The sequence below is a fragment of the Acinetobacter sp. GW821-FHT09D10 genome, assembly GCF_059416285.1.
The window spans coordinates 59,196-72,637 of record NZ_JBWKOW010000006.1; the positions used below are offsets into that span (position 1 = coordinate 59,196).

Annotated in this window: 13 protein-coding genes; 9 read left to right on the plus strand and 4 right to left on the minus strand. The window is 37.6% G+C overall.

The genetic code is table 11. The features are described 5' to 3' along the window. Window positions 1–6: 6 nt before the first annotated feature. Window positions 7–858, minus strand: a complete 852-nt coding sequence (locus AC07M3_RS13810; protein ID WP_494567561.1) for a YqiA/YcfP family alpha/beta fold hydrolase — start codon at window positions 856–858, stop codon at window positions 7–9. 163 nt (window positions 859–1,021) lie between these two features. On the opposite strand from AC07M3_RS13810, the gene AC07M3_RS13815 reads away from it, so the two are divergent. The 4 genes from AC07M3_RS13815 (at window position 1,022) to AC07M3_RS13830 (ending at window position 4,094) form a co-directional block, all read left to right on the plus strand. Further along, window positions 1,022–1,942, plus strand: coding sequence for an aminoglycoside phosphotransferase family protein (locus AC07M3_RS13815; RefSeq protein WP_494567562.1), 921 nt, complete (start codon window positions 1,022–1,024; stop codon window positions 1,940–1,942). Window positions 1,943–2,120: 178 nt separating this feature from the next. Further along, the gene (locus AC07M3_RS13820; protein WP_494567563.1) at window positions 2,121–2,354 is read left to right on the plus strand and encodes an ECs_2282 family putative zinc-binding protein; all 234 of its coding nucleotides are present in this window, start codon (window positions 2,121–2,123) and stop codon (window positions 2,352–2,354) included. Between the two features lie 7 nt (window positions 2,355–2,361). Beyond that, a complete protein-coding gene (locus AC07M3_RS13825) occupies window positions 2,362–2,838 on the plus strand; it encodes a hypothetical protein (protein WP_494567564.1) in 477 nt (158 codons plus the stop codon). A gap of 701 nt (window positions 2,839–3,539) precedes the next feature. After that, the gene (locus AC07M3_RS13830; RefSeq protein WP_494567565.1) at window positions 3,540–4,094 is read left to right on the plus strand and encodes a TetR/AcrR family transcriptional regulator; all 555 of its coding nucleotides are present in this window, start codon (window positions 3,540–3,542) and stop codon (window positions 4,092–4,094) included. A 99-nt stretch (window positions 4,095–4,193) separates the two neighbouring features. Here the strand turns inward: AC07M3_RS13830 and AC07M3_RS13835 are convergent, their stop codons facing one another. Together AC07M3_RS13835 and AC07M3_RS13840 are read right to left on the minus strand one after the other, a co-directional pair. Further along, the gene (locus tag AC07M3_RS13835) at window positions 4,194–4,799 is read right to left on the minus strand and encodes a nitroreductase family protein (protein ID WP_199991337.1); all 606 of its coding nucleotides are present in this window, start codon (window positions 4,797–4,799) and stop codon (window positions 4,194–4,196) included. A 52-nt stretch (window positions 4,800–4,851) separates the two neighbouring features. Next, window positions 4,852–5,994, minus strand: coding sequence for a glycerate kinase (locus AC07M3_RS13840; RefSeq protein WP_494567566.1), 1,143 nt, complete (start codon window positions 5,992–5,994; stop codon window positions 4,852–4,854). Window positions 5,995–6,391: 397 nt separating this feature from the next. Between AC07M3_RS13840 and AC07M3_RS13845 the strand changes: the two genes are divergently transcribed. From AC07M3_RS13845 to epmA, 5 genes are all read left to right on the plus strand, one after another. After that, window positions 6,392–8,800 carry an FdhF/YdeP family oxidoreductase gene (locus tag AC07M3_RS13845; RefSeq protein WP_494567567.1) on the plus strand — a complete coding sequence of 803 codons (2,409 nt, stop codon included), beginning with the start codon at window positions 6,392–6,394 and terminating at the stop codon, window positions 8,798–8,800. A 78-nt stretch (window positions 8,801–8,878) separates the two neighbouring features. Then, window positions 8,879–9,670: a formate dehydrogenase accessory sulfurtransferase FdhD gene (gene fdhD, locus AC07M3_RS13850; RefSeq protein WP_494567568.1), complete on the plus strand. Its 792-nt coding sequence runs from the start codon at window positions 8,879–8,881 to the stop codon at window positions 9,668–9,670. 143 nt (window positions 9,671–9,813) lie between these two features. Further along, window positions 9,814–10,206 carry a YkvA family protein gene (locus AC07M3_RS13855; protein ID WP_494567569.1) on the plus strand — a complete coding sequence of 131 codons (393 nt, stop codon included), beginning with the start codon at window positions 9,814–9,816 and terminating at the stop codon, window positions 10,204–10,206. Between the two features lie 105 nt (window positions 10,207–10,311). Next, window positions 10,312–11,379 (plus strand): 4-phosphoerythronate dehydrogenase, encoded by a 1,068-nt coding sequence (locus AC07M3_RS13860; protein WP_494567570.1) that lies wholly within the window; start codon window positions 10,312–10,314, stop codon window positions 11,377–11,379. Then, a complete protein-coding gene (epmA, locus tag AC07M3_RS13865; RefSeq protein WP_494567571.1) occupies window positions 11,376–12,350 on the plus strand; it encodes an EF-P lysine aminoacylase EpmA in 975 nt (324 codons plus the stop codon). The genes AC07M3_RS13860 and epmA overlap by 4 nt, the downstream gene beginning before the upstream one ends. A gap of 61 nt (window positions 12,351–12,411) precedes the next feature. Here the strand turns inward: epmA and AC07M3_RS13870 are convergent, their stop codons facing one another. Beyond that, a complete protein-coding gene (locus AC07M3_RS13870; protein WP_494567572.1) occupies window positions 12,412–13,401 on the minus strand; it encodes a Tim44 domain-containing protein in 990 nt (329 codons plus the stop codon). Window positions 13,402–13,442 lie beyond the last annotated feature (41 nt).

The following is a 13,442-nucleotide window of genomic DNA, read 5'->3' on the forward strand; positions in this document are numbered from 1 at the left end:
TACAGACTAGAGTGTCTCTTTTGATAAATCAATATTTTTTTTAATATTATAAGTTTTTATATTTTTTAAGAGATAATGATCTTTATCTTTCTCAATTATTAAATTAAAGTTAGCTTTTCGCATAGAAATTTTTTTAAATGTTTGGACTATCTCATAGGGAATTGGAGAATACTTAGTCATACCATTAATTTCATAAAACCCTTTTGACTTTCCATCACTCGTTTTTATTCCATCCAATTCTCCATATACTATTAATACTTCTCTTTTATATGCCATTAAAAAATGCCAAATTGATGATGAATAAAAACTATAAGGTTTAGAAATTTCATTCTTAAATTCATTTCCATAATTTTTGCTTACTGCTTGATCTGAATATATAGCTGGACATAATAAAATTAATTGATCTATTTGAAATATTTTTGCTAAATTTATTGCAATATAACCACCCAAACTATATCCAATAACAATATCTACCTTTTTTAATAGACTGTAAAAAGAAATACTTTCATTTATATTTTGAGATAACGATGATTTTGTTTTACTGGTACTATTTAACCCACTTAAATTAAATGAAAGAGTTCCAATATTTTCCCTTCTAAGTAGATCTTCTAAAGGACTTAAAGAGCTTAAGTCAGAGTTACCTCCATGTATAAGTAGAGCTACTTTTTTGGGAAAACCATCACAATAACTGAATTTGGCTTCTAATTCATAAGTACCAAAATCATGTATAAAAAAGAAAGAGCTTTCACTTTCGATAGGATTATTATTTTTTAGCTTATGCATAGGTAACTTTGTTACTTTAGAAATAGTATTAGAAAGATATCTATGAGCAATTGATATCATGTCTTGGTTTTCCATGACTTATATTCCTATTAGAGGTATTCAGGAGTTTGTTGTATAGAAATAAAATTTAAATAAATAACAATGAAAATTCTAAAAATCCTTGTAAAACAGGAACTCTTATATATTCTTTATCATATAATGAATAGAGATTATAACTTTATATATTTAATAAGATATTATGAAAAATTTAGATGGCTTACTTAACAGAATTCAAGCAGAGACATTGAGTTTAGTTACTCATAGAGATGGAGCTACTGTATACAAAGCACAAACTACTCAAGGAGAGGTTTTTGTAAAAGCCTATGCACGGAAAGTAGATAATGACAGATATTGTGAAATATTGAATGAGCTTAAGGCATTTTCCCTAGCCCCAGAGTTATTAAATAAATTTGAATGGGAAAATTATTCTATTGTTGTAATGAGTGCTTTAGAAGGGCAGCCAGTAAACAATATTTTAAAAAATTGTTCGAGAACAGAAAAATTATTATTGCTAAAATCCGCAGGATCATCTCTAGGAAGTTTTCATCGAGCGATTAATTCTTCTCGTTTATTTGAGATGAACTTCTGGAAAGGACGAGATGATTCTTCTGAAAATCCAACTTTATGGAGCGAACATCTAAAATTAATGACATCAAAGTGGATGTCCCGAATCGATCCCTCTAAAGCTGACTATCAAGAATTTAGTTGTGAGTTGAATGTATTGCTTTCATATTGCAAAGATTTACGAGAACCAAAGCAGTTGAGTCTTTTGCATTGTGACTATATTGGTCGGAACCTTCTTGCAACTAGCAGTAATAAAATCTCTGGTGTTTTAGATTTTGAGGCTGCTCGTATTGGAGATGCGGTTTATGATCTAGCGAAGATGGTCTGGGTAGATATAGATTTCTCTGATTTAGAATTAAGAAATTCATTTCTACGAGGTTGGGAAATGACTTATGGGGAAGAAGTTCCTCAAAGGGATTTTTTATGCTATGTCGGTATTCAATGTCTTGCAGCAATAGCATGGACAGATAAAAATAAGCTTATGGACGGTAATACTATATTTAGGGCTTCAGCCGTTAAGACATTAAAAATAGTATTAGAAGAGTTGCAGACATAGTTTTAGGAAATTTCTTATTTCATAACTCATTATTTATAAAAAGTTTTATTTTTAAATTTTATATTATGTTGAATGAGTATATTGTGTACGACACTTAGTGTCGTATTGCTTGTATTTTGCTCTTGTTTTTTTGTGATATATTTTATAAATTTATTATTTAATTCAGGGTTTTATAAGTATGAAAATCAATATTCCAGATCAACAGATTACTTTACTTTGTCCTAATTGTGAGAATACTCTTTTTTCTATTGATGAAAACAAAATAGTTACATGTGGCACTTGTAATTTAAAGCTTCATAAAGATGAGCTAATTGAACAAAATCAGGTTGCAGACAAAATAGATACTAATCAGCTAGCCAAGGATTTAGCTAAAGAAATGAAAAAGATATTCAAAGGTAAAGGATGGAAATAAGTAATTAATGGATATAAATTGGGAAATTACAATAGCTGGAATTTCGGCTATTTTTGCAGGTATATCAATAGTATTTTCAATATATAGCTTTTTCTCTTTTAAAAAGCTTAACAAGAAGATTCTAGAACAACAGGTTGAAATTAATAGCCTTTTGATCACTAAAGAAAAAGACTACTCTAATGAACAAAATAAGGCTGACATTCGAGCATACAAAACAGGGGCTAAAGGAAATTATCAGGTGATAATAACTAATGCTGGCAAGGCTACTGCTGAAAACGTTTATTTAGAAGTTTTAATTGATAGTGCCTATATTGGATGTTTTTGGGATATTGATGAAATTTTTCCTATGAATATTGTTTCAGGTCATTTAGGAAAGCTTTCCTATTCAAGAGGGATGGACTTTCCAAGTAAGTTTACTGTTAGGATTACATGGGATGATCAATTTAAAAAACAAAATTCAAAGGATATTGAAATAGTTAGTTAATACTATTATTTGTTTAATTTTCCTAAAATCAACATAATACCTCTTATACGAAATCTTTCTAGCTTAAAAACAGCCTTCCAAGCCAATTATCTCCCTCTTTAAAACCCCACTTTAACAATAACTCACTCATTATTTATCCTTACTTTTTAATGATCTAATTTAAAACAAATGTCATTTTGTGTACTTGACTGAAAAAGGGCAGAGCACTATCCTTTGCCTGCTGGCCTACATTGCCAGTCGGTTGTCGCAGACCGCATATTATCTCCCGCATCAGAATTATTCCTTCTGAGGAATAGTCTTGTGTGGTGTACCACTCGTTCCCTCCCGTAGCGGTAGGACGGGAGAGGGACACCTTCGGGTGTGCTAGTTTGAGATAATACTAGTCTGCGAACCCTTTCTCGTTCTGCCACCATAATTCTATAAATGTCTGGCAGAACTCCCAATAAAAAGGAGTTGGCTTTGCACATCCATTATTTCTTGGCAGCCATTGCCACAAGCTATAACGACACGACTTAAACGTTTAAAGCAGTTTGATTGCCACTAGGCTTTTCAGACTTTAAATCGCTTCGTCTAAAAACTTAATCAACAATAAAACTTGAGATGTGCTAAGCACAGTCTTTACGGCTTTGCTATGCCTTTTATTTGCTTAAAAAAGTATCTCATTTATATACAACAAAAATTTAATTTATAACGGTAAAACTATGCCACATTCAGATCTCCCATTTCGTGCTTTAAGTGTGCTTCATACCTCCCGATTTCTTTTTAATAAATACGGTTTTCACAAAGTCGGGGTGGACCGCATTATTGAATCTTCGAAAACGCCTAAAGCAACTTTTTATAACTATTTTCACTCAAAAGAACGTCTTATTGAAATGAGTTTAACCTTTCAAAAAGATGGGCTTAAACAAGAGGTCATTTCAATCATCTATGTTCAAAAAGACTTAACCCTGCTTGAAAAGCTTCGTAAAATTTACTTTTTACATGCCGACTTAGATGGACTCTATCATTTGCCTTTCAAAGCTATTTTTGAGATTTCAAAAACACATCCCAAAGCGTATCAGGTGGTCGTTGAATATCGAAAGTGGTTCATTAATGAAATCTATAATTTACTTTTAACAACCAATGAAAATGCTTCAAAACAAGATGCGCATATGTTCTTGTTTGTGATTGATGGGGCAATGGTTCAACTTTTAGACCCAAATAAGGCAGGGGAAAGGGAAAAATTATTAGATTATTTTCTAATCCAGTTTAAATAGGACTCAAAATCAGCTTTATCATGATACAAAATTAAAGGCTTCCAACTATTCATAATAAAATTAAGAAATAGTATGGAAGCCTAAAATCTGACTAAAAACTTAGAATGTATTTTGAATAATGACATCATCAAAAGGAAGTTTGCCCACACGTGGGTAAGGTTGAGTCGCTGATTTACCAACGGCAATCATTAAACACACCACATGATCTTCAGGTAAGTTAATGAGCTTCGCCATCGCATCAAAGTCAAAACCATCCATAGGGCAACTGTCTAAACCATGCTCTTGAGCAAGAAGCATTAAGGTCTGAGCAAAAATACCCGCACTACGCATAACTTCGTCACGTTGAGTTTGTGGGCGGTCACGATAATATTGATCAATTGCACCAACCATAATATTTTGAACTTCCGGAGCAGCCCCATCCCACACACGTTTAGCATCAGTTTCCCACGAGCTTACTTTTGCGCATAAAACAATGAGTAAGGATGCTTCAGTCACTTGTGGTTGGTCCCACGCAATAGTACGAATTTTTTGTCTTAGTTCAGCATCTTCAATTACAACAGGGCGCCAGTGCTGCAAATTAAATGCACTTGGTGCATTTGCTAAAACTTCATGTAATAACTGTTGTTTATTTTCTTCAGAGAGTTGAAATGAAGGGTCGAAGCGCTTAATAGCACGACGTTTCTGAATAGCATCAATAACGTTCATAAGACATTCCTATTTGTTGGTTTAACCGTTTTAAAGATTACTGGGTAAATTGTTATGGTTGCTTCAGATTAAACTTAATTAATCTAGCAATATCAATTGTTCTATCGAAAATGAGTTCTGATGCATGTTGGCAGGCTTGTTCTAATGTGATTGGACCATTTGTCAGTGAAAAAGCAGCCGTAACGCCATGTTCATAAAGCGCTTGGTAGCCTTCGCCTAAAGTTCCTGCAATCACAATAACAGGTATATTTTGCATTTTCGCGACTCGACTCACACCAAAAACTGTTTTGCCATTTAAAGTCTGTCGGTCAAATTTGCCTTCACCTGTAATCACCCAATCTGCGCTAGAGATTTTATGAGCAAGCTGATTGAGCTCAGCTACGACTTCAACCCCAGCCTTAAACTCAGCATTTAAATAACTTTTGGCTGCAAAGCCTAAACCACCCGCAGCGCCCGAACCCGCTTCATCTCTTTTATCGAAACCTAGAAGTTGGGCAGAGACATCGGCAAAATGAGCAAGGGCTTCATCAAGTAACTGTACTTGAGCAGGGGTAGCACCTTTTTGTGGACCAAAAATATAGGATGCACCGTTTGGGCCACAGAGTGGATTTGTCACATCGGCAGCCAATAAAAAACGTGTTTGTTGAATACGCGAGTCGAAATGGGCTAAATCAATTTTTGACAGGTTACTTAGAGCGAGACCGCCTAGGGGTAAAACATTTTGGTTGGTATCGAGCAAAACTGCGCCCAAAGCACTGAGTAGTCCTGTGCCGCCATCGTTGGTTGCACTACCGCCCACAGTTAAAATAATGTCTTTTGCACCTGCGTCTAAAGCATCTAAAATGAGTTGGCCTGTTCCAAAAGTTGTGCTTTGGCAGGCATCACGTTCTGAAGGTGGCACTAACTGTATGCCGCTGGCTTGAGCCATTTCAATCATGGCTATTTTTTGTGTTTCTAACCATCCCCATTTTGCTTGAACAGGTTTACCTAAGGGTCCAATTACGGTTTTTTCACGCCATTCACCTTTGCAGACTTCTAACACTGCTTCAAGTGTGCCTTCACCCCCATCTGCCATAGGGCATAGAATTGTTTCGGCCTCAGGAAAAACCTCTTGCCATGCTTGAGCAATTGCCTGTGCTACGCCCAAAGCCGACAGGCTGTCTTTAAAAGAATCTGGCGCAATCACAACCTTCATACGTTCTCTAAATCTGTTTTTTTCAATTAATTTATACTGCTTAAACCAATAAAAACCTACTTAAAATGACGTAAATTTCAGTTCATCACACCATTTCTATTTGTGAAAAATATAAAGTGAATTATGTTTTTATCTGTAAAAAATAGATCTTTCTGATGTTAAGGTATTGTTATTATTTAATTTAAATGATTTTTTAGATTTGGCTAAATTATTGTAATTATAAAAAATATGGCACATATTATAAGAACGATTGAGCCAGCTTTTAAAATATTGGGAATAGCATAAAAAGCGGACTCTACCCATAAGCTAGACAGCAGATAGCGTAGATATAACCATAATGAAGTTGTGAATTTATTGCATCTGTTGAATGTGTAAAAAGAAATAAGAGGATGACAAAGTGGATAATTCTGAAGAACAAAAGCATATACAAGAAAATAACGGCTTTGCGCGAATTGAACCCTACACTCATCCTGCTGGGGGATGGGGGGCACTACTGAGTGTCGCTCGAAATCTAAAACGACAAGATATTTTAAAAAAAGGTTCAATTACCTTACTCAATATTAACCAGCCTACAGGCTTTGATTGTCCGGGCTGCGCATGGCCTGAAAAGAAAAATGCTCATGCGTTTAATTTCTGTGAAAACGGAGCAAAAGCGGTTGCCTTTGAAGCAACCAGTAAAACAGTTACTCCTGAATATTTTGCAGGTCATACAGTCAGTTGGTTGTCTGAACAAAGTGATTTTTTTCTTGAAGACTTAGGGCGTTTAACCGATCCAGTCCGCTACGATGCAGCAACTGATAAATATGTACCCATTTCATGGGATGAAGCTTTTCAGATTATTGCTAAACATCTTCATGCGCTAGACAATCCAGACCAAGCGGCATTTTATACGTCTGGTCGCGCCAGTAACGAAGCGGCATTTCTATATCAACTGTTTGTGCGAAGCTTTGGTACAAATAACTTTCCAGATTGTTCGAACATGTGCCATGAAACCACAAGTGTTGGTTTGCTTGATTCGATTGGTTTAGGAAAGGGCACAGTCACCCTAGAAGACTTTGATTTAGCCGATGCGATTTTTAGTTTTGGGCATAATCCTGGAACCAATCACCCACGTATGTTAGGTACTTTGCGTGAAGTGTCTAAACGTGGCGGTAACATTGTTGCGATTAACCCAATTAAAGAACGAGGACTTGAACGTTTCCAAGACCCACAAGCACCACTTGAAATGATGACCAATGGCAGTACACCGATTAGCCGTTATTATTTCCAACCTAAAATTGGTGGTGACTACGCACTGATGTTAGGTATTTTAAAGCATTTAAATGAGTGGGATAAAAAAGCCCTTGCCTCAGGAAAACCAAGTGTTTTTGACCGAAACTTTATTGCGGTCAATACCATTGGTTTTGATGAAATGATTGCTGAGGTTGAAAAAACTGAATGGGCAGATATCTATAAACATTCAGGTTTGTCTGCTGAACATTTAGAAAAATTAGCCAAACTCTTTTTAGATTCTGAACGTTCAATTTTTTGTTGGGGTATGGGAATTACCCAGCACCGCCACGGAACTGCCAATGTACATATGTTAGCGAATTTATTGTTGGCACGTGGTCAAATTGGCCGACCGGGTGCAGGGCTATGTCCAGTTCGTGGGCATAGTAATGTACAAGGCGACCGAACTATGGGCATTAATGAACTCCCTAGCCCTAAATTACTCGACAGCATTGACCGCGTGTTTGGAATTAAATCCCCTAGAAAAAATGGGCATGGTGTCGTCGAAACCATTAAAGCGATGGCTGAAGGCGAAGTCAAAGTCTTTATTGGTCTAGGCGGAAACTTTGCAGTTGCCACCCCTGATACACCGTATACCCAAGAAGCACTTAGAAAGTGTAATTTAACTGTTCATGTCGCAACCAAGTTAAACCGTAGTCATTTGGTGTGCGGTAAAGAAGCACTCATTTTGCCATGTTTAGGCCGTACTGAAATTGATGAGCAGCTTCATGGCCCACAGGCCATTTCAGTCGAAGATTCAATGAGTAATATTCATTTGTCGGCAGGGCGTAATACTCCAATTTCTGAAAATATTTTGTCTGAGCCAGACATTGTGGCAAGAATGGCAGAGGCAGTGTTACCAGATAGCCAAATTAAATGGAAATGGTACATCGAAAGCTATGACCGTATTCGTGATTCAATTGCCGATGTTTTTGATGAATTCCATGACTTTAATTTACGGGTCTATGAACCGGGTGGATTCCACTTAGAGCATCCAGCCAATCAGCACATCTGGAATACAAAAAGTGGTAAAGCACAGTTTATGATTACGCCACTTAATGAAGTCTATGGCGATAAAGAAAATCAATATGCTGCTGCCTATACCGAGAGTAAAGTTTATACCTTAATGACGACTCGTTCTCACGATCAGTACAACACGACGCTATATGGTCTTGATGACCGTTACCGTGGGGTCTTTGGTCAACGCCGTGTATTGTTTATGAATCAGGCCGATATTGATGAAGCTGGCTTCGAAGCAAACCAATGGGTCGATATTGAAAGTGTTTTCTCGGATGGCGTTAAACGTATTGTGCATAGTTTCCGAATTGTGCCTTACAACATTCCACGGGGCAGCTTAGCCGCTTACTATCCGGAAACCAATCCTTTAGTGGCCTTAAGCAGTCATGATAAATACGCAAAGATTCCAGCTTCAAAAAGTGTTCCTGTGATTTTGCATGCCGGTGATGCACCTGAACACTTTAATTTGGCAACAGCAGTTGACCCTGAAGATGCAGATAGAAAAGTAAGCAGCCTTTAAATCAAAGGCAATATTAGAAATGTAATTGAAACAGATGGCGCTCCCAAAAAGCGCCATTCCAATATAAAGGAAATTATTTTGACACCACATTCTTATGGGGTTGAAACATTACAAGTACAGCGGTTTAAGAAAACCGAATCTGAAAGTGTTTTAGATAATATTGTTCAAGAGTATCCAATTGCTTTGGTATATAACGGTATTTCTCATGCAGTGATGATGGCAACACCTACCGATGTGAGTTTGTTTGCTAAAGGTTTTAGTCTCTCTGAAGGAATTTTAACGAGTTTAAAAGAATTGTATGCCATTGAGGTGCATCAAAGTGAATTAGGTATTGAAGTCGAAATGACGATTTCATCTAGAGCATTTGCCACATTAAAAGAACGTAGACGAATGATGGTTGGGCGTACGGGCTGTGGTTTATGTGGTATTGAAAGTTTAGAGCAGTTTCATCTCGATGTTCCTAAAATTACAACCACACCTTCTAAAGAATGGCTTGAGCAAATTCCGATGGCAATTGCTCATTTAAAGAATCGGCAAGAAATTACTGCTTTAACAGGAGGCGCCCATGCAGCAGCTTGGGTCGTTGAAGGCCAAATTATCGCTTTGTTTGAAGATGTGGGACGTCACAATGCTTTAGACAAATTACTCGGTTATTTAGCCCAAGAAAATTATGATACAAGTTCTGGTTTTGTTGTCATGACCAGTCGTGCAAGCTATGAATTAATTCGTAAATGCGCTCAGCTCAATATTGGTTTATTGGCTTCAATTTCTGCCCCAACCAGCATGGCTATTCGGTTGGCAAAAATATCGGGTCTAACTTTGGCTAGTTTTTGTCGTGGTGATGGCTTTGTTTTATATACCGAAGTATGAAGCCTTAAAATAACCATTAAATAAACTCTCATTAAAAGAATGATCAAAAAGATAGAAATTTACATTTCTATTTTTTCTAATTTTAAGCTAGGCATGAGTTTTATACTTTATTATCAGACTTCGGTAGGTTGGAGTGAGTCCCAATGTCTTGGTTGCAGTCTCTAAAAGATTGGGCAAAACATCTAAAAAAACAAATTATTATGCTGTGGTTTGCATCGAAGCACCCGCAAATGCCGTTGTTACCAAAAATTATTGCTGTTGTAGCGGTAGCTTATGCTTTTAGTCCCATTGATTTAATTCCAGATTTTATTCCTGTTTTGGGTTTACTTGATGAGGCTTTAATTTTACCAATACTCATTTGGTTAGCTGTTCGCTTTACGCCCAAACACGTCATTTTAGAGGCGGAACAACAAGCTGAAGAATGGCTTGAACAACAAGAACGCCGTCCTCAAAATTATTTGGTTGCTGTGTTGATTATTCTAGTTTGGATAACTTTGGCTGTGATGGCTTATTTCTATTTTAGCGGTGGTTTATAAGTTCTAAAGGTTCAAGATATAGAGTACTAATTTAAAAGCATTAACATTGTACTTTGCTACAACTCAAAGGATAATAACGTTTTTATAAGCTATGAGTTGCAGACAATGAAAATCGTCGCAGATGAAAATTTGGCATTTACCGATTACTTTTTTTCAGAGTTTGGCGATATTCAACACCATGCAGGGCGTACCTTAACTCATGCAGATGTAAAAGATGCAGAGGCTTTATTGGTTCGCTCGGTAACAGCAGTTAATGAGAATTTAATTCGAGACACTTCAATAAAATATGTAGGTAGTGCCACAATTGGTACCGATCATTTAGATATTCCAGCTTTAGAAAAACAAGGAATTACGTGGGCAAATGCGGCAGGTTGTAATGCCCAAGCAGTTGCTGAATATGTAATTACTGCTTTACTGCATTTAGATGCTAACCTTTTAGAACAACAAGAAAAATTTACCCTAGGCATTGTTGGGCTTGGAAACGTGGGTAAACGTTTAGCATATATGGCTCAGTTGCTTGGCTGGCGTGTGATTGGCTTTGACCCCTATGTACAGTTAGATTCAATTGAAAATGTAAGCTTAGAAACGCTTTTGAAACAAGCAAATGCAATTTCAATTCATGTGCCTTTAACTAAAAATGTTGAGCATGCGACGTATCATCTTTTTGATGAGCAAGCTTTTGCAGCACTTCAACCTAATACAATTTTAATTAATAGTGCGCGTGGTCCAGTCGTTAAAGAAGCGGCTTTAATTGAAGATATTCAGCGGACAAAGCGTAAAGTTGTGCTGGATGTATTTGAGCATGAGCCGGTCATATCAGAAGAGCTTATAGATATGTTGGCTTTGGCAACACCGCATATTGCTGGTTATAGCCTTGAAGGGAAGGCCCGCGGTACACAAATGATTTACGAAGCGTTTTGCCAAAAATTTGGTTTCGATATAAATAAGCGTTTCGAGACACAATTGCCTGCGTGCGAAGATTATTTTTCAGGTCATGACTTAAAGGCTGTGTTAAAGCAAAAATTAACTCACATTTATGATATTGCACAAGACGATGCCAACATACGTGCTTGCATTAAAGACGGCAAAGTAGAGCAAAAAGCATTTGATTTATTACGTAAGAACTATCCGCTACGTCGGGAGTGGGCAGCACATGGGGGGCCGCAGGCATGAGTTTAAGTTATCAACCTACTTGTTCAATTGATGCCTTAAAAGCACGCGCCAAGCTCTACACCCAAATTCGCCAGTTTTTTGCTGAACGTAATGTCATCGAAGTTGAAACACCGATTGTTTCACAAGCAGGTGTTACCGATGTGCATTTAGCTTCTGTTCAGGCTTTGCGTCATATCAATGGCAAAATGCAAACTCAATATTTACAGACTTCACCTGAGTTTGCTATGAAGCGTTTATTGGCAAGTGGCAGTGGGCCGATTTATCAAATTTGTAAGGTTTTTCGAGATGATGAACATGGGCGTAAACACAATAGTGAATTTACGATGCTCGAATGGTACCGCCCGAGTTTTGACCTAAAAGCTTTAATGCATGAAACTGCTGATTTATTGCAAAGCTGTTTGCATCATCGTTTTGGAGAAGTTCGCCCATTTATTTTAAGTTATAAGCATGCCTTTCAAGATCGTCTAGACATTAATCCATTACAAGCAACTTTAAAGCAACTCAAAGATACGGCAAATCGTGTGGGCTTAAACCTTGATTTAGGTGACGACCGTTTAGCTTATATCGACTTGTTGTTTTCGCATTTTGTTGAACCAAGTTTGGGGTTTGATGCGCCTGTATTTTTAACTGACTTTCCACCAGAAATGGCATCTTTGGCGAAGGTAAAACTCGATGAAGATGGGGAAGAGGTTGCTGCACGTTTTGAGGTTTATATTGAAGGTTTAGAACTGGCAAATGCCTATGACGAATTGCTTGATGCAGAAGTTTTGCGTTCACGCTTTGAAGCAGACAATGCAGAGCGGGCTAAGCAAGACCTCCATGTCATGCCTTTAGATGAACATCTATTAGCTGCTTTACCTCATATGCCAGAATGTTCAGGAATTGCTTTAGGTGTAGACCGTCTATTAATGGTTGCGATGGATCAGGTCAAAATTGAAAAAGTCATTACATTTCCCGCAGACATTGCTTAAAAAACTAACAAATAAAAAAAGCCACAATATTGTGGCTTTTTTTATTTAGAGCTTATTCAATTTAAGCTTGTTGAATACCAGCAACTACCCAGTCTTGCTGAGAGCCAGCAGGTTTAACAAAGTGCCAGATTTCAGTAAATGGTTGTGGCAAGCTGTTTAAATCTTCACTCACATTACCTGTGAAGCGTACGCTCACAACGTATTGACCATTTTCAGTCGCACTGTCTACAACCATCGCATTAAGATTGCTAAATTCAGCAACGTCTTGATCTTGGTTTTCCATGATGTCGTTATACATAGAAGTATAAAGTTCTGGTGTTAAGTAACGGCGAATTTCTTCAATGTTACTTGCAGTATTCATCGATTGGATGTGGTTAAAACGTTGACGTGCGATACGCAAGAACGCCGCTGGTTCACTACCGTCTGGAAGTTGGTTGCCATTGCTGGTTGTTACACCGCCAAAAGGCGCTTGGGTTGCAGCACCACCAGTCACAGACTGACCAAAGATGTTTGTATTATCCCCAGCATTACGTGGTGTTGCTTGTGGCGCAGCAGAACGGCCAAATGGGTTTTGACCGCCGTTATTTGGTGCGTAAGGATTATTACCCGCTAATTTTTTTTTTGCGCCCAATTTGCGGAATACAAAAAAGGCTAAAGCTGCTGCAAGTAAAACCCAAATCCAGCCAGGGATACCACCTTTTTTCTCTTCTTGTGCTTGAGCAGCTTGGTCTGTTCCAGCTTGAGTTGCTTGATGTTCAGTTGATGTCGGTTTGTCATCAGCTAAAGCATTTGCTGCAACAGCACCTACGGCAGCACCAGCTACACCAGCTGCAACCATTGAACCCACACCTGGACCAGATCTTTGAGGCGCAGTAGTAGGTTGTTGAGCAGGAGTCACTTGACGAGGTTGTTGATAAGACTGGCTTGAAGTAGTAGAACGTGCCATACCGTGGTTTTTACCACCACCTGCACGTTTAGCTTCAGCAAGAGGCGAAATTGCTAAAGCAGCCATTAAAATACCGGTAATCAAGCCACGCTGGTGTACTTCCATAGGAAATTCCTGTTTAAAATTAAATTGTAATAGTATTTATG

Bases quoted from the DNA above. Each gene is read 5' to 3' on its own strand.
- AC07M3_RS13860 (WP_494567570.1), top strand. From the start codon at position 10,312: ATGAAAATCGTCGCAGATGAAAATTTGGCATTTACCGATTACTTTTTT.
- AC07M3_RS13830 (WP_494567565.1), top strand. From the start codon at position 3,540: ATGCCACATTCAGATCTCCCATTTCGTGCTTTAAGTGTGCTTCATACC.
- epmA (WP_494567571.1), top strand. From the start codon at position 11,376: ATGAGTTTAAGTTATCAACCTACTTGTTCAATTGATGCCTTAAAAGCA.
- AC07M3_RS13815 (WP_494567562.1), top strand. From the start codon at position 1,022: ATGAAAAATTTAGATGGCTTACTTAACAGAATTCAAGCAGAGACATTG.
- AC07M3_RS13840 (WP_494567566.1), bottom strand. From the start codon at position 5,994: ATGAAGGTTGTGATTGCGCCAGATTCTTTTAAAGACAGCCTGTCGGCT.
- AC07M3_RS13825 (WP_494567564.1), top strand. From the start codon at position 2,362: ATGGATATAAATTGGGAAATTACAATAGCTGGAATTTCGGCTATTTTT.
- AC07M3_RS13870 (WP_494567572.1), bottom strand. From the start codon at position 13,401: ATGGAAGTACACCAGCGTGGCTTGATTACCGGTATTTTAATGGCTGCT.
- AC07M3_RS13855 (WP_494567569.1), top strand. From the start codon at position 9,814: ATGTCTTGGTTGCAGTCTCTAAAAGATTGGGCAAAACATCTAAAAAAA.
- AC07M3_RS13820 (WP_494567563.1), top strand. From the start codon at position 2,121: ATGAAAATCAATATTCCAGATCAACAGATTACTTTACTTTGTCCTAAT.
- AC07M3_RS13835 (WP_199991337.1), bottom strand. From the start codon at position 4,799: ATGAACGTTATTGATGCTATTCAGAAACGTCGTGCTATTAAGCGCTTC.
- AC07M3_RS13810 (WP_494567561.1), bottom strand. From the start codon at position 858: ATGGAAAACCAAGACATGATATCAATTGCTCATAGATATCTTTCTAAT.